Genomic DNA, 21,645 nt, shown 5'->3' with positions numbered 1-21,645 from the left:
CTCAGTGGGCGTGCGGGACCGCCGGGCGCTCCGGGCGTACCGCCGGGACCAGCGCCGCGCACACCAGCGCGGCCGCCCCCGCCACCGCGGCGCACAGGGTGAACGCGTCGCCGAACGCCGTGACCGCGCCGCGCTCGATGCCCGCGGCCGCCACCGTCGACACGACGGCAACCCCGACCGACCCGCCCACCTCGTGGAACGTGTTGACCACCCCGGACGCCAGCCCCGCCTCGTCGTGGCGCACCAGCGCCAGGGCCGTCGTCGTCGCCGTCACGAAGACCGCGCCCAGCCCCAGCGCCGCCACCGACAGGGCGGGCGCGACCGTCGTGAACACGCCCGGCTCGCCGTCCAGACCGGCCAGCGGTACGCATCCGAGCGCCGCGACCGCCAGGCCCGCCACCGCGACCGTACGGCTGCCGAGGCGGCCGACGAGCCGGGCGCCCAGGTGCGCGCCGATCCCCGTCGCCACGGCGACCGGCAGGAAGACCAGGCCGGTGCGCAGGGCGCTGTAGCCGCGTACGTGCTGGAGGTAGACCGAGCCCAGGAAGAAGAACGCGATCAGCAGTGCCGTCGCGACCAGCATCAGGAACGCGCCCGTCACCACCGGGCGGCGGGTCAGCATCCGCACGTCCATCAGCGGCGCTCGCACCGACCGCTCCACGGCCGCGAACGCCGCGTACAGCGCCACGGCGGCGGCCAGCGGCAGCAGTGTGCCCGTGCCGGTCCAACCCGACTCGCCGGCCCGCACCAGGCCGTAGATCAGCGCCCCGGTCGCGGCCGTCACCAGCAGGGCGCCGGGCAGGTCCAGGCGGACGGGCGCCCCGTCGGCCGCCGGGGACCGCCGGGCGGGCAGGACCGAGGGGAGCGCCACGAGCAGGGCGACGCCCACCGGGACGTTCACATGGAAGATCCAGGGCCAGCCGGGGCCCGCCGTCAGTGCGCCGCCCACCAGGACGCCCGCCGCCGCGCCCGTACCGCCCAGGGCCGCCCACACGCCGAGCGCCTTGTTCCGCTCGGGCCCGTGGAAGGTGGTCGTGACCAGCGACAGCGCGGCCGGCGAGAGCAGCGCGGCGCCCACGCCCTGCGCCACCCGGCCGGCCAGCAGCGTCGTGGCGTCACCGGCGAGGCCCGCGGCCAGGGAGGCGGCCGTGAACAGCGCGAGCCCGGCGAGCAGGACGCGCCGCGCGCCGTACGTGTCGGCGAGTCGGCCGCCGAGGAGCATCAGGCCGCCGAAGCACAGGGTGTACGCGGTGACCGTCCAGGTCAGCGTCTCCCGGTCGAGACGCAGGTCGGCGGCCATGTCGGGGAGCGCGACATTCACCACGGTCACGTCCAGGACCAGCATGAACTGCGCCACGCAGACCAGTGCCAGCGCCCACCAGCGGCGGGGCGGCGGGTCCGTGGCGGAGGCGTGGTGGGCGGAGGCGTGGTGGGGGGACGGGTGGCCGGGGGAGGTGGAGTGCTCGATGGAGTCCATGAACTGAACTGTACGGTTCAGTTCATGTGAACTCAAGTGTTCAGTTCTGCGCTAGCCTCGGGACATGAGCGGTACCGACAGCAAGCCCGCGCCGTCCGGGCCCCGCGCCGCCCGCAAGCGCCGGGCCATCGTGGAGGCGGCCCGCACCCTGTTCCTGCGAGAGGGCTTCGGCGTCGGCATGGACGCCATCGCCGCCGAGGCCGGGGTGTCGAAGGTGACGGTCTACAACCACTTCGGCAGCAAGGAAGCCCTGTTCACGGCCGTGGTGACCGGCGCGCTGGACGACGCGCTGGGGGGCGACGACTCGTCCGCGGCACTGGACCGGCTCGCGGACGCAGACGATCTGCGCGCCGCCCTCCTGGAGGCCGCCCGCACCTGGGTCGGCGCCGTACGGGCCAACCAGGACGTGGCCGCCCTGCGGTCCCTGGTGGCCACCGAGCTCCACCGCTTCCCACAGCTCGCCGGCGCCTGGCGGGAGCACGGGCCCGCCGGCCACCACCCGGCCGTGGCCGACGCCCTGCGCGCCCTCGCCGACCAGGGCCGCCTGCGCGTACCGGACCTGGAGGTCGCCGTCATCCAGCTGTACGCGCTGCTGGTGTTCCCGCACATGGTCTTCGGGCAGTACGGCGCCGACCTGGACGAGGAGTTGGCGGAGCGGCTGCTCACCAGCGGGGTGGACATGTTCCTCGGCGCGTACGGGACCCGGGGCGCGGCCGGGGGCTGATCACCCGGTACGGGGCCGGGGCCGCCGGGCTCCGGGCCGGGGCGGCTTGAACAGGGCCGGGGCGTCTGGGCGGGCGGGCAGGGGTCGTCCGCCGGTACGCCGAAGGCCCCGGCCGCGCGGGGGCGGTCGGGGCCTTCGTACGGGTCGTCCGGACGCGGGCGCCATTCAGGTGGCCGGGCCCGTCGGGCGTCAGGCGTCAGGCGTCAGACGTCCGTCCGGCGTCAGGCGTCAGGCGTCCGTCGTGCGGCGGCGGCGCGTCGCGAAGACGGCGGCCGCGCCCAGCGCCACCGCCGCGCCGCTCGCGGCGGCGAGGCCGCCCAGGGCGTCGGACGAACCGGTCTTGGCGAGCGTGCCGGACGTGGCCGTCGTGGTGGTCGTACCGCCGGTCAGCGGCGTGGTGGTCGTACCGCCCTGCGGCGCCGGCGTGTTGGGCGTCGTGGTGGGCGCGGGCGTCGCGGCGGGCGCCACGACCTGGAACTTGTGGGACTTCAGCGTCGTGTTCGCGCCGCAGTCGTCGCCGCGCTCGTACCAGCCGTTCACCTCCAGCGAGCCCGACCAGTCCTTCAGCGAGGCGGCGGGGTTGAGCCGCAGCTTCAGGTCGGCGTGGGCGCCGGGCTCCAGCTTGCCGACGTTCAGGGCGATGCCCCACGAGTTCCAGTCGCGCCACTTGTCGGACGTGGCAGCGAGGTACTGGGGCTTGAAGAGGGGGACGAGCTTCGCGCCGCCCGGCTCCAGGGTGACCCGCCCGTACGCGCGGTCCACCGCCTTGCCGGTGTTGTTCGTGACCCGGACCGTGAGGTCGACGGTGGTGCCGGCGGTGACCTTCTCGGGCAGGCCGGTCAGTTCGGCGACGAGCGCGTCGTCCCCGGCGCACATGCCGTCGTCGTCCTGGTCCTTCTTCGCGTCGGCGAGCGCCTTCTCGGCGGCGGCCAGGTCGGCGGCGGCCTTCTTCACGGCTTCCGTCAGCACGCTGTACTGCCGTGCCATGGCGACGCGCCGGTCGTCGAACGCGGTGCGGGCGTCGGCGCGCTTCTGGTCGGCGAGGGTCTTCGCGGCCGCGGCGGTGTCGGCGGCCGTCTGCGCGTCTGCGACGGCCTTCTCCGCGGCCTTGCGCTCCTCGTCCGTGGCCGTGCCGGGCAGGGCCGCGAGCTTCGCCTTCGCCTCGTCCAGGGCCTTCACCGCGGCGGTGTGCGCGGCGGCGGCCTCGGTGGCGGCCTTCTCGGCGGCGACGAGCGCGATCGCCTCCGGCCAGTCGCTCTCCTTGTAGTCCTTCCTCAGCTCCTTGACGAGGACCTCGTAGGCGGCCTCCTTGGCGGCCACCGCCTCCTCGTGCGCCTTGCGGGCCTTGGCCACGGCCTTCTCCAGGTCCGCGATCGACGGGCCCTTCGCGAAGGCGGACGGCTCGGCCACGGCCGGGGGCGCGGGCGGCGGGGTCACCGTGGTCGCGTGCGCCGGGGCGACGGCGGCGAGGAGGAGGACGGGCGCGGTGACGGCAGCGGCGACGGCCGTTGCGAGAGTACGTGTGGTCTTCACGGATGCTCTTTCTCGGGAGCGGGCGTCGTGAACGCGACGGTGCACGTCGGTGATCGTACGATCGTACGGAGGAAACGTCCTCGCGCAGGCGGGAGTTGGGCGCGGCCCGGACCGCCCGGTCGCGGAATGGCGCACTCCACCACCGGGCATTGCGGGCAATCGACGCAGTTGCCCACGCACCCCCGGTTTTCTGTGTGGGGATTCTCATCGGCGCCCGGGCGGCCGCCGGCCCACGGCGGCCCGGCCCGGCCCGACGCGGTGCCGCCCGGAGCGCACCGCCGCGGTGCCGGCCGGCCCGCGTCAGTCGCAGACGTGCCGGTCGCGCTCGGGCGAGTACAGGTGGCTGTCGCGGAACTGCGTCGCCGCGAGCGTCCGGCCGACGAGGATCACCGCCGTACGCGTGATCCCCGCGGCCTTCGTCTGCCCGGCGATGTCCGCGAGCGTGCCGCGCAGCACCACCTCGTCGGGGCGGCTGGCCATCGCGACGACGGCGGCCGGGCAGTCCTCGCCGTAGTGCGGGACGAGTTCGGCGACGACACGGTCCACGTACCGGGCCGCGAGGTGCAGCACCAGGAGGGCGCCGCTGCGGCCGAGGGTCGCCAGGTCCTCGCCCTCCGGCATCGGCGTGGCCTGCTCCGCGATGCGCGTCAGGATGACGGTCTGGCCGACCGTCGGCACGGTCAGCTCCCGCTTGAGAGCCGCCGCGGCCGCCGCGAACGCCGGTACGCCCGGCACCACCTCGTACGGGACGCCCGCCGCGTCCAGGCGGCGCATCTGCTCCGCGACCGCGCTGAACACGGACGGGTCGCCGGAGTGCAGCCGCGCCACGTCGTGTCCCGCCTCGTGCGCGGCGACCAGCTCCGCCGTGATGGCGTCCAGGTCCATGCGGGCCGTGTCGACGAGCCGCGCGTCCGGCGGGCACTCGGCCAGCAGTTCCCGGGGCACGAGGGAGCCCGCGTACAGGCACACCCGGCAGGACGCGAGGGTCCGGGCGCCCCGCACCGTGATCAGGTCGGCGGCGCCGGGGCCCGCTCCGATGAAGTAGACCGTCATTGCTGTTCCTCTGCTCCCGCCTTCGTTACGGACCACTGCGTGACCGGCATCGCCTGCCGCCAGCCGGTGAAACCGCCCACCGGCACGGCGTGCGCGACCGCCAGCCGTACGAGCTCGCCGCCGTGCCGCCGGTACCGCTCGGCGAGCAGCGCCTCCGACTCCAGCGTCACGGTGTTGGCGACCAGGCGCCCGCCGGGGCGCAGCGCCTCCCAGCAGGCGTCGAGCAGGCCGGGCGCGGTGAGGCCGCCGCCGATGAACACCGCGTCGGGCGCTTCCAGTTCGGCGAGCCCTGCGGGTGCGGCCGCGGTGACCACGCGCAGGCCCGGCACGCCGAGCGCGGCGGCGTTGCGGGCGATGCGCGCGGCGCGCACCGGGTCGCGTTCGACGCTGACGGCACGGCAGGTCCGGTGGACGCGCATCCACTCGATGCCGATGGAACCGGAGCCTCCGCCGATGTCCCACAGCAGTTCGCCCGGCGCGGGCGCCAGCGCGGCGAGGGTGGCGGCGCGGACGTGGCGCTTGGTGAGCTGCCCGTCGTGTTCGTACGCGTCGTCCGGAAGGCCCGGTACGGCTCCGAGGCGCGGCGCGCCGGGGGCGCGGACGCACTCCACGGCGACGAGGTTCAGGGGGTCGCCCGGCGGGTGGGGCCAGTCGTCGGCGGTGCCGTGCAGGGACCGCTCGCTCTCCGGGTGGCCGAGCTGCTCCAGCACGCTCAGGCGGCTCGGGCCGTAGCCGCGGGCGCGCAGCAGGGCGGCCACCTCGGCGGGGGTGGACGCGCCCGCGCTGAGCACGATGAGGCGGCGGCCGTCGTGGAGGGCGGCGGACAGGGTGTCGAGGGGACGCCCGACGAGGGTGACCGTCTCGGTGTCCTCCTGCGGCCAGCCCATGCGGGCGCAGGCGTACGCGACGGAGGACGGGTGCGGCAGGACGCGCAGCCGGTGCGGGCCGACCGTCTCCGCGAGGGCGCGGCCGATGCCGTGGAACATGGGGTCGCCGCTCGCCAGGACGGCGATGGACCTGCCGGCGTGCGCGGCGAGGAGAGCGGGGACGGCGGGGCGGAGGGGGGTGGGCCAGGGGACGCGCTCGGCGGTGACCTCGGGGGGGAGGAGGTCCAGTTGGCGGGTGCCGCCGCCGAGGATGACGTCGGCGGTGCGGAGGGCGGTGCGGGAGGGTTCGGGGAGGCCGGGCCACCCGTCGGCCCCGATCCCCACGACGGTCACCACCTGGCCCTGGGCGAGGGCGGTGCCCTCGACACCAGGGGCGGTGCCGGTGCCTTCGGCGGGGGTGGTGCCGGTGCCGGGGGCGATGCCGGTGCCTTCGGCGGTTGCGGTGCCGGTGCCGGGGGCGTCCTGGCTGCTGGGTGGCCTGCTCACGGGCCGGAACCCTACCGGCCGGGTGCGGGGCGGGTGCGTGGCGGGGCTGCCCAGGGCTTGCTCCGAGCCTGCGGGTCCCGCACTCGGCCCGCCTCCCCGGCGCTGGACCCCACCACGGGGTTCGCCCCTTGTGGGGTCCAGCGCCCCGCACGGTGCCGGGTCGCCGCCCCGCTGCCGGGAGGGTGCCTCCTTGTGCGTCAGGCACTGGAAGCGGCACCCGCCAGGTCCGCTGTGCCCACCCGTTCCGCCCCAGGCGGAACGCATGCCCACAGCGGAGCGGACGCAGCGGCCCGCAGGGCGTTGCCGTCCAGGGCGCCACGCCCTGGACGGACTCGGGGCCATGGAGCCAGGGCCCAGGCAGAGCTCGGCCGCACGGGGCCACGGCCCCAGGGGGTTACCCCGTTACGTGGGCTACCGCGCAGGTGGTGTTGTCGGGGGCGCCGTGCTCGTGCGCGGCGGCCACGAGCCGGCGGGCGGCGTCCTCGGGGGTGGCCGCCGAGGCCAGGACGTCCAGGATCCGCTCCTCCGGCACCACCGCCGACAGCCCGTCCGAGCACAGCAGGTACCGGTCCCCCGCCCGCGCCTCCTGCAGCCGCACCTCCGGCGCGCGCCCCGACTCCTCCGCACCGTCCAGCGCCCGCAGCAGCAGCGCCCGCTGCGGATGCGACGCCGCCTCCTCAGGGGTCAGGCGCCCCTCGTCGACCATGGCCTGCACCACGGTGTGGTCGTGCGTGACGCGGTACAGCCGCCCGTCGCGCAGCAGGTAGGCGCGGCTGTCCCCGACGTGGACCAGCGCCAGCCGCGAGCCCGTCCACAGCATGGCCGTCAGGGTCGTACCGGACCCGGCGTAGCCGCGTACCGCCTCGTTGGCCCGCAGCACCGCGTCCTCCAGGGCGTTCAGCAGGTCGCCGGCCCGGCCGGTCGCCGAGGCCTCCAGCGGGCGGAGCGCCTCGATCGCGGCGGCGCCCGCGTCGGCGCCGGACGCGCCGTACCCGTCGGCGACCGCGAGCAGCCGCTCACCGGCGTACGCGGCGTCCTGGTTGGTCTCCCGCACCAGTCCGCGGTCCGTGACGGCGGCGTAGCGGATGGTCGGTTCCCTCGTGGTGGTCATCGTCTGCTCCCCGTTTCCCGGAAGGTGTCCTGACAGGTGGTCCACGAGGAAGGAGGCGAGGTCGCGGCGGGCCGCCGTGTCGGCCTCGACGCGGGCCCAGTACGCGCGGACCTCCCGCGCCGCACCGGCCGGGTCGGACGCGTCGTACAGGTCGCACACCGCGCCGATCCGCGCCAGCGGCATCCCGATCCGCCGCAGCCACGCCACCAGCCGCGCCCGCTCCAGCTGCTCCGGCGCGTAGTAGCGGTAGCCGCTGCACGGGTCGACGCGGACCGGCCGCAGCAGGCCCAGCTCGTCGTACCGGCGCAGTGCCTTCGCGGACAGCCGGGCGGCACGCGCGAACGCGCCGATGGTCAGCAGGGCCACGTCCCGTCTCCTCCCCCGCCGGGCTCCCCGCCCGGCACGCACCACGCTCCGGCTTCCCGCACGGGGAAGGTCAAGCGCTTGTCACCGGCGGGCTCACCTCCGGTTGTACAGCCGCATCGTGACCGCCCCGAAGACCAGCACGAACACCGCCGACCAGCCCAGGGTCCAGGCGATGTCGGCCATCGGGCGGGCGCCCGCCATCAGCTCGCGCACGGAGGTGGCGAGATGGGTCATCGGGCTGTTGTTGACGAACGCCTGGAGCCAGCCCGGCATGGTGCGCGGGTCCACGAAGACATTGCTCAGGAACGTCAGCGGGAAGATCACCATCATGCTGACGCCCATCACGGATTTCTCACTGCGCAGCAGCAGGCCGAACATCGTCCAGATCCACGAGAACGCGAACGAGAAGACCATCAGCAGCGCCACCCCGGCCAGCACCCCCGCGACCCCGCCGTCGGGCCGGTAGCCGATCAGGAGGCCCACGGTCAGCATCACGGCGGAGGCGATCAGATAGCGGACCACATCGCCCAGCAGGTAGCCGACCATCGGCGCGGGCCGCCAGATCGGCAGGGTGCGGAACCGGTCGAAGACGCCCTTCTCGATGTCCGTGTTGACCGAGACGCCGGTGTACATGGTGATCATCACGACGCTCATCGTGAGGATGCCCGGCAGCAGGAACTGGATGTACGACGACACCGAGCCGGCGAGCGCCCCGCCGAAGAGGTACGCGTACATCAGCACCATCATGATCGGGAAGGCCGTCACGTCGAAGAGCTGCTCCGGCACGTGCTTGATCTTCAGCATCGCCCGCCAGCCGAACGTCAGCGAAGCCGACAGCGCGGACGGGCGGGGCGGGCGCCGGTCCGCGCCCGTGACGAGCAGGGCCGCCAGTTCGTCGGCGCGCGGCGCGGCGAAGGCGTTCTCGTCGGCCGGGCGGGCCCCGGCGGGAGGCTGCTGCGACTGGGACGCCGTGGTGCTCATACCGGGCCCTCCTTGCCCGTCAGCGCCAGGAACACCTCGTCGAGGCTGGGCTGCCCCAGCGCGAAGTTGTCGACCGTGACCCCCGCGCGGGCCAGCTCCGCCAGGGCCCGCGCCGCCTGCTCGGCCGCGCCCAGCTCGGTACGGTGCCCGTCGACCGTCGCGGTGAGCGCGACCGGGTCCGCGTCGAGCTGCACGGTCGCCCCGAGCGCCTCGGTCAGCACCCGCACGGCGCGCTCCCGCTGGCCCGGTTCCCGGAGCCGTACGTGCACGGAGCCGGAGCCGACGGACGCCTTCAGCTCGCCCTTGGTGCCCTCGGCGATGACCCGGCCCTTGTCGATGACCGCGATCCGGGACGCCAGCTGGTCGGCCTCGTCCAGGTACTGCGTGGTGAGCAGCACCGTCGTGCCCTGCGCGACGACCGCGCGGACGATGTCCCACACCTGGTTGCGCGAGCGCGGGTCGAGGCCCGTGGTCGGTTCGTCCAGGAACAGCAGGTCCGGGGTGTTCAGGATGGACGCGGCGATGTCGATGCGGCGCCGCATCCCGCCCGAGTAGTGCTTGACCTGCCTGCCCGCGGCGCCCGAGAGGCCGAACGCCTCCAGCAGCTGCGCCGAGCGGTCGCGGGCGGCGGCGCGGGAGTGGCCGAGCAGCCGGCCGAGGAGGACCAGGTTCTCGGTGCCGGTCAGGTCCTCGTCGACCGACGCGTACTGCCCGGTCAGGCTGACCCGGCCGCGTACCTCGTCGGCGTCGCGCACGACGTCCCGGCCGAAGACGCGGGCCTCGCCGCCGTCCGGGCGCAGCAGTGTGGCGAGCACCTTCACGGCGGTCGTCTTGCCCGCGCCGTTCGGGCCGAGCACCCCGTACACCGTTCCGGCGGGGACGCGCAGGTCGACGCCGTCGACGGCGCGGGTGGCGCCGAAGACCTTGACCAGGCCGCGGGTCTCCACGGCGAGGGCGGACGCGGGGGGCTGCGGGGTCATGTCACGGGTCCTGTCGGTGCCTTTCGGTCCCTGTCGGTGCTTCGGGTCCCTGTCGGTGCTTCCGGTCCCTGTCGGTGCCTTTCGGTCCCTGCCGGTCGTCGACGGCGCGGTGGCCGTCGGCCCGGTCGTCGCCGGCGCGGTGGTCTGCGGGTGGCGTACGGGTGGCCTGTGGTCGGCCGGGGGATGACGGGCGCGGGGCGGGCCGGGGGCCTCGCACCGGCCCGGTTCACTCGTGCGTGTAGAAGACGTAGAACGCCGCCACGCCGATCGCCGCGCCGACGATCAGGCCGATCACGGCGCTGGTGAGGAGGCTGCCTCCGGCGAGGCTGCGCAGCAGGCCGATCGCGACGCCGCCGAGCGCCCCGTACGCGAAGGCCCGCGTCTCCCTGGGCAGGGCGCGCTGCCTGCGGCCCAGGGTGTGGCAGAGGGCGCCGAAGACCGCTCCCGCGACGAGGCCGAAGAGGACGTCGCCCCAGTCCGTCGGGCCCTCGCCGCGGTGCAGGAACCCGGCGTACAGGGCGTACACGAGGGCGAGCGCGGCGGGAAGTGCCCAGCTCAGGGTGGTGGTGCCGCGCCTGTGGGCGGTGGTGGCCGCGGTCGCGCCGTGGTCCGTCCCCGGGCGGGGGCGGCGGCTGCGGCGGTGCCGGGCCGGGGCTGCGTGGGCGCCCATGGCTGCTCCTTGACGACGTGGCCGCGCGTGCGGGGCGGTCCGGCACGCCCCTCCGCACGGGGCAGCGCGACGCGGCCCCGCCGTGCGGGAGCGTCCGGCGTGCCCCGCCGTGCGCGGCCCTCCGACGGCTGTCCTCCCAGGGCACACCCGCCCGGGTGAACCGGCAAGTGGATCAGTGGGTGGCCGGCGGCGCGCGGTGCGGGCGGCGCGGGTGATCCGCCCCGGACCGAACGGTTCCGGCGACGGCACTACGATGCGGCTGTCTCGCGCCACTTCCCCCGCCAGTCAAGGACGTTCGGCATGCGCAACCCATCGGGCAGAGGGCTCCGGCCCAATGCGCTGGGCACGTTCGACACCGTCGTCATGGCGGTCGCGGGCAGTGCCCCGGCCTATTCGCTGGCCGCGACGACGGCCGTGCTCGTCGGGGCCGTCGGGTTCGCGGCGCCGGCCGCGCTGCTGTACTGCGCCCTGCCCATGCTGGGCATCGTGCTCGCGTACGGGCGGCTCGGGCGGATCGACGTGAACGCGGGCGCCGCCTACTCGTGGGTGGGCCGCACCCTCCACCCGTTCCTCGGGTTCCTGTGCGGGTGGGCGCTCGTGGTGGCGGCGACGCTGTTCATGGTGGCGGGTTCGCTGCCGGCGGGGGCGCTGACGCTGTCGCTGTTCGCCCCGGAGCTGGCGGGCGACACCTGGCAGGCGACGGCGGTCGGGGCCGCGTGGTTCACGGCGATGCTGCTGATCGTGCTGGGCGGGGTGCGGCTGACCGTACGGGCGCAGCTGATCATCTCCGGGGTCGAGCTGCTGCTCCTGGTGCTTTTCGTGCTGGGCGCGGTGGTGCACGGCGGCGCGGCGGCGGCGTTCGACTGGTCGTGGCTGGGCTTCACGCACTTCGACGGGGTGTCGGGCTTCGCCTCGGGCGCTCTGATCGCGGCGTTCTCCTACTGGGGCTGGGACATCACGAGCAACCTCAGCGAGGAGACCCGCGACAGCCGCCGCACGGCCGGCCTCTCGGCGCTGCTCGGCGTCGGCGTGGTGTTCCTGCTGTTCGAGGCGTTCACCATCGCCGTCAACGTGCTGCTGACCAAGGAGGAGATCACCGCGGGCGGCGGGGCGAACACCCTCGCGCTGCTCGGTGACGCGGTCTGGCCGGGGCCCGGCGGGAAGCTGCTGATCGTGGCGGTGCTGCTGTCGACGGTGGCGACGCTGGAGACGACGCTGATCCAGGTGACGCGGACGCTGTTCGCGATGGGCCGGGACCGGACCGTGCCTGCGGCCTTCGGCCGGGTGCACCGCCGCTGGAACACCCCGTGGGTGGCGGTGACGGTGGTCGGCGCGGTCGCGCTGGCCCTGTTCGTCGCGTCGAACGCGCTGGGCTCCGTCGGGGACATCCTCGAGGGCGCGGTCGGCGCGATGGGCCTGCAGATCGCGTTCTACTACGGCCTCGCCGGGATCGCCGCCGTCGTCGCGTACCGCCGGATGCTGCTGTCGTCGGTGCGGGAGTTCCTGCTGGGCGGGGTGTGGCCGCTGGCGGGGGCCGCGTTCATGCTGTGGATCTTCTACGAGTCGCTGGCCGAACTGTCCACCGCGTCGGTCGCTATCGGCCTCGGAGGTCTCGCCGCAGGTCTCATTCCGATGACCTGGTACTGGCGGAGGGGCAGTTCGTACTACCGTCCGGCAAAGCTGGACGCGGTACGGACGCTGGCGGCGGAGGCGGACGTGCCGTACGGCGACGTACCGCGGCAGCACCGGCCGGCCGCCGACGAGACCCTGGCGACCGACTTCTGACCACGCGACTGACCACGCGATCGGGGGGAGAAGGCATGGCCGCACGCCACCGCGCCACCGGAGGGGGACGCCCGGAACGCACCGGCGGCACCGGGAAGCCGCGTCACGGGCGCGGCACGAGACGCGCCTTCATCGGCCGCGCGGGCCGCTCCGCGCGGGAGGACCGCTTCATCCCCGATCTGGACCCGTACTTCGGGGACGAGGCGCTCGGAGACGTACGCCACGACATCGCCATCGGCCGCTGGCAGGGCGTACGGGACCTGCTGCGGGACACCGGGGACGACTGGCCCCGCCGGACCCACCGCATCCGGCTCCTCGCCCACATCGCGGCCGGCACGTCCGCCGTGGAGTCCTGGCGGGCCGCCGAACCGGACAACCCGGACGCGGCGGTGCTGCGGGCCGCGACGGAGGTGGTACGGGTCTTCGACGCGGCCATCGCGGCCGGCCGGGGCGCCGCCGTGGACGCGGCCCGGCTCGACTCGACCGTCCTGGCGTGCCTGTCCGCCGCGGACGCCCGGCCCGCCGACCCGATGCCGTGGGTGTCGCTGCTGACGGTGGCCCGGCTGTACGAGGGCGGGGTCAGCCGGGCGGAGCTGCGCCGGTGGTGGGACGAGCTGCGGCGGCGCGACCCGCACAACTCCGAGGGCCATGTGCAGCTCCTGCGCTACTGGTCGGCGCGGTGGCACGGCACGCACGGCTCGATGTACGACTTCGCGCGGGACGCGGCGGGCGCGGCGCCGCCCGGCTGCCCGCTGCCGGTACTGGTGCAGATCGCCCGCGTCGAGGAGTACCGGTACGTGGTGGACGGGGCGCTCGGGCGCGGCCGGGGGCCCGGCTCGGTGCGCGGCTTCGACCAGCACTGGAAGCACGAGCTGGCGGTGACGGAGGTCCGGCGGACCTGGGAGCGCTGGATCGCCGAGCGCGCGCCGGGGCCGGTCCGGCCCGAGGAGGTGGAGCTGCTCAACTACCTCACGCACGCCGCCTGTTACGCGGGGCGGCTGGAGATGGCGGAGTACCTGTTCGGGCTGCTCGGGCCGCGGGTGTCCCGGGTGCCGTGGTCGTACACGGGTGATCCGGCGGAGCAGTTCACGAGGTGGCGCGCACAGGCCCGCGCCACCCCGTGAAGCCCCTTCCCCGGACCGGTCCGGCTGCCGTGCGGGCCGGCCCGGGGCGGCCTGGTACTGCCTGGTACTGCCTGGTACTGCCTGGTACTGCCTGGTGCGGTACGCCCGGCCGTGACCGGGCGGTCGTGGCTGGGCGGTCGTGACCGGCTGGCCGCTGGCCGGGTGGTAGCTGGCCGGCCGGTCGTGGCCGGGCGGGAGGGCGGGCGCCCCGGGCTCCGGTGGGCGCCCGCCCGGTCCGCCGCGGTCAGACGCCGATCGGCCGGCCGTCCTCGCGGTAGACGGCGACGACCGAGGGGCGGACCAGCTTGCCCGGGCCGTCGGGCCACGCCGACGCGGGCTTCTCGACGGACGCGCCGTCCACCTCGCCCGGGTGCTGCACGGCCACCAGGACCCGGCGGTTCTGGATGATCGGCCCGCAGGTCTCGGCACCGACCGGGACGGTGAGGAACTGCTTCAGCTCACCGCGCCGCTCCCCGTGCGTGGCCACGCCGAACAGGCCGTCGTGGGTGCCGAGCGCGTTGCCGTCCGTGGAGATCCAGAGGTTGCCGTACGGGTCGAAGGCGACGTTGTCCGGGCAGGAGATCGGCGACACCTTCTCCTTCGGGTACCCGGCGAAGTACGTGGCCGGGTCGTTCGGGTCGCCCGCCACCAGGAACAGCCGCCACGCGAAGCCGTCCGCCGCCGGGTCGTCCCAGTGCTCGGCCAGCTCCAGGATCTGGCCGTGCTTGTTCTTGGCGCGCGGGTTCGCCTCGTCCACGCCGGGCTTCCCGGCCGTGCCGCGCTGCGAGTTGTTCGTCAGGGCCACATACACGCGACCCGTACGGGGCGACGGCTCGACGTCCTCGGGGCGGTCCATCTTCGTGGCGCCGACCTTGTCCGCGGCGAGGCGCGTGAAGACGTACACCTCCTCGGCGGTCATCCCCGGCACGTGCGACACGTCGCCCGTGGCCAGCGGGATCCACACGCCGGAGCCGTCGAACTCGCCGTCGTCCGGGAGCTTGCCGGTGCCGTCGAGCTCGGCGGCCGGCGAGTCGCCGGTCAGCTTCGCCACGTACAGGGTGCCCTCGTCCAGCAGCGTCAGGTTGTGCTCGCGGGCGGCGCGCGAGGTGCCCTTCATCATCCGCTTGCTGGAGACGAACTTGTAGAAGTAGTCGAAGCGCTCGTCGTCGCCCATGTACACCACCGGGCGGCCGTCGTCGGTGAGCCGGGGCTGCGCCGCCTCGTGCTTGAACCGGCCGAGCGCGGTGCGCTTGCGGGGCGTCGAGTCCGGGTCGTACGGGTCGAGTTCGACGACCCAGCCGAAGCGGTGCGACTCGTTGGGCTCCTGGGCGGCGTCGAACCGCTTGTCGAACCGCTCCCACTTGCGCTCGGTCGGGCCGGAGCCGAGGCCGTAGCGCTTGTCGGTGGCGGAGGAGCCGTTGGCGAAGTACTGGTTGAAGTTCTCCTCGCCGTGGAGGGTGGTGCCCCACGGGGTGGTGCCGCCCGCGCAGTTGTTCAGCGTGCCGAGGACCTTGCGGCCCGACGGGTCGGCGGACGTCTTCAGCAGGACGCTCCCGGCGGCGGGGCCGGTCATCTCGAAGACGCTCGTCGCGGTGAGGCGGCGGTTCAGCGGGTGGCGGGTGACCGGGGTGAGCTTGCCGGTGCGGTGCTCCTCCTGCACGACGACGACCGACAGGCCGTGCGCCGCCCAGGCGATCTCCACCTGCTCGCGGGTCGGGTTCTCCGGGTCGTAGCCGCGGAACATCAGGACCTCGTCGGTGTACTCGTGGTTCGCGACGAGGATCTGGCGGCCCGGCTCACCGCGCAGCGGCAGCAGCGACAGGAAGTCGTTGTTGTAACCGAACTGGCCCGCCTGCGCCTTGGCGGTCTGCCGGTCCGGGTCGAAGGCGGGCGCGCCGCGCAGGATCGGGTCGCCCCAGCGGATGACCACGTTCTGGGTGTAGCCGCGCGGGACGGTGACCTGGTCGGCGGTGTTCGGCGCGACCGGCGCGAAGCGCAGGCCGCGCGCCCCCTGCGCCTTGCCCGCGCCGTGCTTGAGCGCGGCCGACTGCGCCTGCGCCGCGTGGGCCTCCGGGGCGCCCGCGCCGACGACGGCGCCGCCGGCGGCGGTCGCGACGGTCACCACGGCGGCGGCGCGCATCAGGGAGCGGCGCGAGAGGGCGTCGGCTATGACGTCGCCGACGTACTCGTTGCCGCTGGTGTTGGGCACCTCGTGGAAGCAGGCGTCGCCGCAGCGGTAGCGGCAGGTGAGGGCCGAACGGCCGCCCGCGTGCGGGTTCGTGGTGAGCAGCGGCAGCAGCTTGCGCACGGTGTTCCTCCTTCGGCGCGCACCGCGCCGACGTGGTGTCGTGATCGTCCGGCCGCGACGTTAAGCGGGCCCCTGAGCAGGGCGGCGGCAAGGAGGTGAACGTGCGATGAATGGGGGGCGTCAAGGGCGGGGTTGACGCGAATGGACGGCAGCGTTCCGCGCCACTCCGGGCGGCTAACCTTACGTGTCCGCCCTGGCCAGGGATGATTCTGAGTATTCCCAGCAGTACGGACATATACGGCACCCAATATGCGAAAGGCCATGGCCCATGGGCATTCGGAGCTTGCTGCGCAAGGTGTTCGGACGCGACCGCGAGGCGGAGCACGACGCGGTCCCGTCCACCCCCTCCGTCCCGCCCCAGGCGGAACGCACGGTGCCCCAGGACGAACCGTCGGCGGCGCCCACGCCGGAGGAGGTCGCGGCGGAACTGGTGGCCGCGTCGTTCGACCACCCCAAGCCCACGATCCCCCCGGCCCGCACCGACTCCCCGACGACGCCCCGGCCCGAGAAGTCCGAGCCCGCGCCCGCCCAGGACACCACCCCGGACAAGGCCGCCGAACCGGCCCAGGACGCCGAACCGGCCGAGGACGCCGAGTCCCAGCGCGCGAAGGCCCAGGAGCCCGAGCCGACCAAGGACGCCGAGCCGCAGGACGCGAAGGCCCAGGAGCCCGAGCCGGGCCAGGACGCCGAGCCGCAGGACGCGAAGGCCCAGGACGCCGAGCCCGCGGAGCCGGTCACCACCAGCACCGCGCCCCAGGGCGACGACCTCCAGGACGCCACCGGCGCAGACAGCACCGACACCCCCGCCCCGGCGGAGCCCGAGGCCCAGGCCGAGCCCGCCACCACCAGCACCGAGCCCCAGGGCGCGAAGGCCCAGGAGCCCGAGCCGGGCCAGGACGCCGAGCCGCAGGACGCGAAGGCGCAGGAGCCCGAGCCGGACCAGAACGCTGCGCCGGTCGCTACTAGCGCCGAGCCCCAGGACGCCGAACCGGCCCAGGACGCCGAGCCCCAGGCCGCCGAGGCCCACGAGCCCGCGCCGGACAAGGACGCCGACCCGCAGGAGCCCGCCCCCGTCCAGGACGCCGAGCCCCAGGCCGCCGAGGCCCACGAGCCCGCGCCGGACCAGGACGTCACCCCGCAGGACGTGAAGGCCCAGGAGCCCGAGCCGGACAAGGACGCCGAGCCGCAGGAGCCCGCCGCTCAGGCGGAGCCCGCGCCCGGCCAGGGCGTCGAGGCACCGGGCGCCGACCCGCGGGACGCCGAGGTCCTGGTCGACGCGTCCGCCGCCGGTGAGCCCGCGCCGCGGGACGCCGGGGCCGAGGGCGTCGACGGCGCGGAGGGTGCGGGTGGCGGTGCGGAGCCCGTACACGCCGAGGAGCGGCAGGACGGCGCCCCCCTCGGGGACGGCGCGCCCGCGGTCGCGCTGCGGGACGTCAAGCGGACCGCGCCGGACAGCGTCGTCGAGGCGTACAAGGCCGCCGGGGCGGCGCTGCGCAAGCGCGGCCTCCAGGGAGCGCGGGCCGCGGTGTACCTGGTGCTCGACCGCTCCGGGTCCATGCGCCCGTACTACAAGGACGGCAGCGCCCAGCGCCTGGGCGAGCAGGCGCTGGCCCTCGCCGCGCACCTGGACGAGGACGCCACCGTGCCCGTCGTCTTCTTCTCCACCGAGGTCGACGGCACCGGCGATCTGACCCTCGCCGACGCCGAGGGCCGCATCGACGCCCTGCACGCCGGCCTCGGCCGCATGGGCCGCACCAACTACGACCGCGCCATCCACGAGGTCCTCGCCCACCACGGGAAGGCCCACCCGGACCGCCCCGCCCTGGTGATCTTCCAGACGGACGGCGCGCCCGAGTCGAAGACCGCCGCGACGCAGGCGCTCGCGGAGGCCGCGGCGACGGGACGGCCGGTGTTCTGGCAGTTCGTCGCGTTCGGCGAGGAGGACGGCAAGGCCTTCGACTACCTGCGCAGGCTGGACGTCGACAACGCCGCGTTCTTCCACGCCGGGCCCACCCCGGCCGACATCCCGCACGCCCGGTTCTACCGCGAGCTCCTCGCCGCCTGGCCCGCCTGAGCCCCCAGCCCGCCCCAGGCCCCGGCCCGCCCGAGGCCCCGGCCCGCCTGAGCCCCAGGCCTGCCCGGCGCCCCGGCCGGCGGCCCCGGCGCCCCGGTCCCGCGACCCGCGCGGGGCCGGGGCGGCCGCCCCGCCGGGCCCCGGGCCGCTCCCCCCCCACCGCACCCCGGCGGCGTACCGCGGCAAACGGAGGTGAGGGGCGCTTCGGCCGACGGATAGGATTTCGACCATGGCGGCCACTGGAACCGAGAAGCAGGGGGACGAGAGCGTGAAGGCTTTCTACGTATCGACCCCCATCTACTACGTCAACGACGCTCCTCACCTGGGCCACGCCTACACGACCGTCGCAGGCGACGTGCTCACGCGCTGGCACCGTCAGCGCGGCGAGAAGGTGTGGTACCTCACCGGCACGGACGAGCACGGTCAGAAGATCATGCGCACCGCGGAGGCGAACAGCGTCACCCCGCAGGAGTGGTGCGACAAGCTCGTCGAGGAGGCGTGGAAGCCCCTCTGGGAGCACCTGAACATCGCGAACGACGACTTCATCCGCACCACGGAGAAGCGCCACACGGACCGCGTCCAGGAGTTCGTGCAGGACCTGTACGACAAGGGCGACATCTACAAGGGCGGCTACGAGGGCCCGTACTGCGTGGGCTGCGAGGAGTACAAGCTCCCCGGCGACCTCATCGAGGACGAGCAGGGCGTGAAGCTCTGCCCGATCCACAAGAAGCCGGTGGAGATCCTCAAGGAGGAGAACTACTTCTTCAAGCTCTCCGCCTACGGCCCGAAGCTCCTGGAGTTCTACGAGGCGAACCCGGACTTCATCCAGCCCGAGTCGGCGCGCAACGAAGTCGTGAACTTCGTCAAGCAGGGCCTGCAGGACCTGTCCATCTCGCGCTCCACCTTCGACTGGGGCATCCCGATCCCGTGGGACGACAAGCACGTCATCTACGTGTGGGTCGACGCCCTGCTGAACTACGCGACGGCCGTCGGCTACGGCGCCGACCAGGCGAAGTTCGAGGCGACGTTCCCCGCGAACGTGCACCTCGTCGGCAAGGACATCCTCCGCTTCCACGCGGTGATCTGGCCCGCCATGCTGATGGCGCAGGGCCTGCCCGTGCCGGGGAAGGTCGCCGCGAACGGCTGGCTGATGGTCGGCGGCGAGAAGATGTCGAAGTCGAACCTGACCGGCATCAAGCCGCAGGACCTGACCTCGCACTTCGGTGTGGACGCCTACCGCTGGTATTTCCTGCGGGCCATCGCCTTCGGCAGCGACGGCTCGTTCTCCTGGGAGGACTTCACCGCCCGGTACACCTCCGAGCTGGCCAACGACTACGGCAACCTCGCCTCGCGCGTCGCGGCCATGGTCGGCAAGTACTTCGACGGCGCCCTGCCGGAGGCCACCGCCGCCGGCGACGCCGAGCAGGCCATCCACGACGGCCTCGCGAAGGCCGTCGCGGAGGCCGACCGGAAGATCGGCGAGGAGCTGGACTTCCAGGGCGGCATCCTGGCGGTCTTCGACTTCGTGAAGCAGGTCAACGGCTACATCACGGAGCAGGAGCCCTGGAAGGTCGCCAAGGACGACTCGCCGGAGGGCCGCGCCCGCCTGGCGACGATCCTGTACACGGCCGCCGAGTCGCTGCGCGCCGTCGCGGTGCTGCTGAACCCGGTCATGCCGGAGACGTCCCAGAAGCTGTGGGAGTCGCTCGGCGCCGAGGCGGGTCTCGGCGCCCTGGCCGACCAGCGGCTGGCCGACGCCGGCCGCTGGGGCCAGCTGCCGGTGGGCGCCACCGTGACGAAGGGCGCGGTGCTGTTCCCGCGCCTGGAGGAGCCCAAGAAGGACGCCTGACCGGTCCGACGAGCCCCGGCGCCCGCCGGGCCGCCTCGTCCGCACCCGTGACCCCTTCACGAGACCGCCGCCCCGCCGCAAGGCCGGGGCGGCGGTCTCATGCGTACCGCGCCCCACCGCTGGGCCGGGCAGCGGCCTCATCCGTACCGCGCCCCACCGCATGGCCGGGCAGCGGCCTCGTGTGTACTGGCCCGGCATCCGCGCACGCCGCGCGCCCCGCCTCCCTCCTCCAGGAGCCCCCGTGTCCGCTGCCGCCGTCGCCCGCCGGGCCTGGCTGACCGACCTGCCCGTGCTCGCGGTCGCCGTCGTGTGGGGGTCCAGCTATCTCGCCGCCAAGGAGGTCACCACCGCGCAGACGGTCGTCGCGGTGCTCGTGCTGCGGTTCGCGGTCGTCATGCCCGTGCTGGTGATCGCCGGATGGCGGGGGCTGCGGCGGATGAGCGCGGCTCAGCTGGGCGGCGCCGGGGTGCTGGGGCTGATCCTCGCGGGGATCTTCCTCATCGAGACGTACGGGCTGGTCCACACGTCGGCGACGAACGCGGGGCTCATCATCAGCCTCACCATGATCCTCACCCCGGTCGCGGAGAGCCTGGTGCGCGGGACGCGGCTGTCCGGGGCGTTCATGGCGGCGGCCGGGATGTCGGTGCTGGGCGTGGTGCTGCTGACGCAGGGCAGCGGGTTCAGCGCCCCGTCGGGCGGTGACCTGCTGATGCTCGGCGCGGCGGTGGCCCGTACGGTGCACGTCCTGGCGATGGCGCGGATGGAGTCGGTGCGGGGCGCGGACGCGCTGTCGCTGACGACCGTGCAGCTGGGCGGGGCGGTACTGGTGTTCGCGCTGCTGGCGGGCGGCGGCGCGGGCGGCGGGGGTACGCCGTGGGCGGTGGCGGCCGGGTTCGGGGCGGGCGACTGGCTGGGGCTGCTGTACCTGTCGGTCTTCTGCACGCTGTTCGCGTTCTTCGTGCAGATGTGGGCGGTACGGCGCACGTCCCCGTCGCGGGTGAGCCTGCTGCTCGGTACGGAACCGGTCTGGGCGGCCGTCGTCGGCATCGTCCTGGCGGGCGACCGGCCGGGGTGGCTGGGGTTCGCGGGCGTCGCGCTGGTCCTGGGCGGTACGGCGTGGGGCCGCAGGGCCGCGGACCGGGACCTGGACGGGGAGCGGGGCCTGGACGGGGAGCGGGGCCAGGCCCCGGAGCGGGACCCGGCCCCGGAGAGTGCCCCGGATCCGGAGCGGGACCCGGCCCAGGGGCAGGACCCTGCCGGCGGGGCGGGCGCCGCCGTACCGGACCGCGCGCCGGCCTCCTGATCAGCGGGCCAAGCTCCGCACGTCGCCCATCACCACGACCGGCTTGAGCGCCGGGTCCAGACGGCGCAGCAGCTCCCGCATGTGGTCGCGGAGGAGGGACACGCAGCCCTGCGTGGGCCCGTCGTGGTCCACGTGGAGCCAGATGCCGCCGCCGCGCTCCTCGCCCAGGGGCCGGGTCAGGTCCAGGGGCGTCCGGCCGGGGACCCGGTTGTAGTTGATGGCGACGACGTAGTCGAAGGAGCCCTCCAGCGGTTCGCCCAGGGAGCCGCTGCCGGTCGCGACGAAGCCGGGGTCCTGGTCGTACGGGAGTTTCGCCCCGGGATCGGGGAGGAGGCCGCCCGCGTCGGTGAGCCCGAACACGCCGATCGGGGAGCGCAGGTCGTCGCGGACGTGGTGGTCGGTCCAGCCCTTGACGGCGTTGTGCGTGGGCCACGCGTCGGACACGGCGGTCCAGCCGGTGGTGGGGCGGCGCTCGTAGAGGGTGGCGGTGCCGGTGTTGAGGTCCCGGCCGTGGCCCTGGACGACGACGGCCTGGCGGCTGTCGGGCGGGATCGCGGCACGGGTGGCCGGGCCGAGGCCCGGGATCTGCGCGGACGTGGCCGGCGGCCCCGGTACGCCCTTCCGGGACGCGGCGGCCTCCGGGACGGGGGCGCCGCCCTGCCGGGCCTCGCCGCCGTCGGCACCGCGCTCTCCGGGAGCGGTACGGGACCCGGACGCGGACGGGGCCGCGGCGCCCTGCCCGGCACCGGACCCGCCTCCCGGTCCGCCGCCCGGCCCTCCCGCGCAGGCGGTCAGCGGCAGCAGCGCGAGCAGCAGCGTCGCGGCGAGGAGGCGGCGGGGGCGTCGCAGGACGGGCAGCATGGGGGGCCTTTCACTGGGGCGGCTTCGGCGCGGCGGCCCCGGTGGCGGCGGAGTCGCGGCGCTCTTCCCTACA

General features: G+C 74.8%; 16 protein-coding genes. 6 read left to right on the top strand and 10 right to left on the bottom strand.

The features are described 5' to 3' along the window. Position 1: 1 nt before the first annotated feature. A complete protein-coding gene (locus tag ACSUPT_RS15175) occupies positions 2 to 1,477 on the bottom strand; it encodes an MFS transporter (protein WP_436944632.1) in 1,476 nt (491 codons plus the stop codon). Between the two features lie 64 nt (positions 1,478 to 1,541). On the opposite strand from ACSUPT_RS15175, the gene ACSUPT_RS15170 reads away from it, so the two are divergent. Continuing rightward, positions 1,542 to 2,201 (top strand): TetR/AcrR family transcriptional regulator, encoded by a 660-nt coding sequence (locus tag ACSUPT_RS15170; RefSeq protein ID WP_399218592.1) that lies wholly within the window; start codon positions 1,542 to 1,544, stop codon positions 2,199 to 2,201. Between the two features lie 228 nt (positions 2,202 to 2,429). Here the strand turns inward: ACSUPT_RS15170 and ACSUPT_RS15165 are convergent, their stop codons facing one another. The 7 genes from ACSUPT_RS15165 to ACSUPT_RS15135 form a co-directional block, all read right to left on the bottom strand. Further along, positions 2,430 to 3,734, bottom strand: a complete 1,305-nt coding sequence (locus tag ACSUPT_RS15165) for a hypothetical protein (RefSeq protein WP_436944630.1) — start codon at positions 3,732 to 3,734, stop codon at positions 2,430 to 2,432. A 300-nt stretch (positions 3,735 to 4,034) separates the two neighbouring features. Next, on the bottom strand, positions 4,035 to 4,787 hold the full coding sequence (cobM, locus tag ACSUPT_RS15160) for a precorrin-4 C(11)-methyltransferase (RefSeq protein ID WP_351966974.1): 753 nt from the start codon (positions 4,785 to 4,787) through the stop codon (positions 4,035 to 4,037). Continuing rightward, positions 4,784 to 6,007, bottom strand: a complete 1,224-nt coding sequence (gene cbiE, locus ACSUPT_RS15155; RefSeq protein ID WP_436946218.1) for a precorrin-6y C5,15-methyltransferase (decarboxylating) subunit CbiE — start codon at positions 6,005 to 6,007, stop codon at positions 4,784 to 4,786. The genes cobM and cbiE overlap by 4 nt, the downstream gene beginning before the upstream one ends. Before the next feature lie 547 nt (positions 6,008 to 6,554). Next, positions 6,555 to 7,637 (bottom strand): MerR family transcriptional regulator, encoded by a 1,083-nt coding sequence (locus ACSUPT_RS15150; RefSeq protein WP_351966975.1) that lies wholly within the window; start codon positions 7,635 to 7,637, stop codon positions 6,555 to 6,557. 93 nt (positions 7,638 to 7,730) lie between these two features. After that, positions 7,731 to 8,618, bottom strand: coding sequence for an ABC transporter permease (locus ACSUPT_RS15145; protein ID WP_351966976.1), 888 nt, complete (start codon positions 8,616 to 8,618; stop codon positions 7,731 to 7,733). Next, on the bottom strand, positions 8,615 to 9,598 hold the full coding sequence (locus tag ACSUPT_RS15140) for an ATP-binding cassette domain-containing protein (protein WP_351966977.1): 984 nt from the start codon (positions 9,596 to 9,598) through the stop codon (positions 8,615 to 8,617). The genes ACSUPT_RS15145 and ACSUPT_RS15140 overlap by 4 nt, the downstream gene beginning before the upstream one ends. A gap of 226 nt (positions 9,599 to 9,824) precedes the next feature. Beyond that, positions 9,825 to 10,268: a hypothetical protein gene (locus tag ACSUPT_RS15135; RefSeq protein WP_351966978.1), complete on the bottom strand. Its 444-nt coding sequence runs from the start codon at positions 10,266 to 10,268 to the stop codon at positions 9,825 to 9,827. Positions 10,269 to 10,568: 300 nt separating this feature from the next. On the opposite strand from ACSUPT_RS15135, the gene ACSUPT_RS15130 reads away from it, so the two are divergent. Together ACSUPT_RS15130 and ACSUPT_RS15125 are read left to right on the top strand one after the other, a co-directional pair. Next, positions 10,569 to 12,053: an APC family permease gene (locus ACSUPT_RS15130; RefSeq protein ID WP_361654427.1), complete on the top strand. Its 1,485-nt coding sequence runs from the start codon at positions 10,569 to 10,571 to the stop codon at positions 12,051 to 12,053. A 35-nt stretch (positions 12,054 to 12,088) separates the two neighbouring features. Beyond that, positions 12,089 to 13,177, top strand: coding sequence for a hypothetical protein (locus ACSUPT_RS15125; protein WP_351966980.1), 1,089 nt, complete (start codon positions 12,089 to 12,091; stop codon positions 13,175 to 13,177). 244 nt (positions 13,178 to 13,421) lie between these two features. On the opposite strand, the gene ACSUPT_RS15120 is transcribed toward ACSUPT_RS15125, so the two are convergent. Next, the gene (locus ACSUPT_RS15120; protein ID WP_436944627.1) at positions 13,422 to 15,485 is read right to left on the bottom strand and encodes a PhoX family protein; all 2,064 of its coding nucleotides are present in this window, start codon (positions 15,483 to 15,485) and stop codon (positions 13,422 to 13,424) included. Positions 15,486 to 15,753: 268 nt separating this feature from the next. On the opposite strand from ACSUPT_RS15120, the gene ACSUPT_RS15115 reads away from it, so the two are divergent. The 3 genes from ACSUPT_RS15115 (at position 15,754) to ACSUPT_RS15105 (ending at position 20,711) form a co-directional block, all read left to right on the top strand. Further along, positions 15,754 to 17,559, top strand: a complete 1,806-nt coding sequence (locus tag ACSUPT_RS15115; RefSeq protein ID WP_436944626.1) for a VWA domain-containing protein — start codon at positions 15,754 to 15,756, stop codon at positions 17,557 to 17,559. 229 nt (positions 17,560 to 17,788) lie between these two features. Further along, positions 17,789 to 19,408, top strand: a complete 1,620-nt coding sequence (metG, locus tag ACSUPT_RS15110; RefSeq protein WP_436944625.1) for a methionine--tRNA ligase — start codon at positions 17,789 to 17,791, stop codon at positions 19,406 to 19,408. A gap of 283 nt (positions 19,409 to 19,691) precedes the next feature. After that, complete coding sequence (locus ACSUPT_RS15105; protein WP_436946217.1) at positions 19,692 to 20,711, top strand: DMT family transporter; 1,020 nt, start codon at positions 19,692 to 19,694, stop codon at positions 20,709 to 20,711. Here the strand turns inward: ACSUPT_RS15105 and ACSUPT_RS15100 are convergent, their stop codons facing one another. Continuing rightward, the gene (locus ACSUPT_RS15100) at positions 20,712 to 21,569 is read right to left on the bottom strand and encodes a hypothetical protein (RefSeq protein ID WP_361654593.1); all 858 of its coding nucleotides are present in this window, start codon (positions 21,567 to 21,569) and stop codon (positions 20,712 to 20,714) included. Between the last annotated feature and the right edge of the window lie 76 nt (positions 21,570 to 21,645).

Origin of the sequence: Streptomyces sp. SudanB25_2051, assembly GCF_964272635.1 — a bacterium.
Classification (GTDB): Bacteria; Actinomycetota; Actinomycetes; order Streptomycetales; family Streptomycetaceae; genus Streptomyces.
Note: the sequence above shows the minus strand (reverse complement) of the source record. Positions and strands in the feature narration are given on the sequence as shown.

Excerpts from the sequence above, each read along its gene's own strand:
- ACSUPT_RS15130 (WP_361654427.1), top strand. The coding sequence starts at position 10,569 with ATGCGCAACCCATCGGGCAGAGGGCTCCGGCCCAATGCGCTGGGCACG.
- ACSUPT_RS15115 (WP_436944626.1), top strand. The coding sequence starts at position 15,754 with ATGGGCATTCGGAGCTTGCTGCGCAAGGTGTTCGGACGCGACCGCGAG.
- ACSUPT_RS15125 (WP_351966980.1), top strand. The coding sequence starts at position 12,089 with ATGGCCGCACGCCACCGCGCCACCGGAGGGGGACGCCCGGAACGCACC.
- metG (WP_436944625.1), top strand. The coding sequence starts at position 17,789 with ATGGCGGCCACTGGAACCGAGAAGCAGGGGGACGAGAGCGTGAAGGCT.
- ACSUPT_RS15170 (WP_399218592.1), top strand. The coding sequence starts at position 1,542 with ATGAGCGGTACCGACAGCAAGCCCGCGCCGTCCGGGCCCCGCGCCGCC.
- ACSUPT_RS15140 (WP_351966977.1), bottom strand. The coding sequence starts at position 9,598 with ATGACCCCGCAGCCCCCCGCGTCCGCCCTCGCCGTGGAGACCCGCGGC.
- cobM (WP_351966974.1), bottom strand. The coding sequence starts at position 4,787 with ATGACGGTCTACTTCATCGGAGCGGGCCCCGGCGCCGCCGACCTGATC.
- ACSUPT_RS15145 (WP_351966976.1), bottom strand. The coding sequence starts at position 8,618 with ATGAGCACCACGGCGTCCCAGTCGCAGCAGCCTCCCGCCGGGGCCCGC.
- ACSUPT_RS15135 (WP_351966978.1), bottom strand. The coding sequence starts at position 10,268 with ATGGGCGCCCACGCAGCCCCGGCCCGGCACCGCCGCAGCCGCCGCCCC.
- ACSUPT_RS15175 (WP_436944632.1), bottom strand. The coding sequence starts at position 1,477 with ATGGACTCCATCGAGCACTCCACCTCCCCCGGCCACCCGTCCCCCCAC.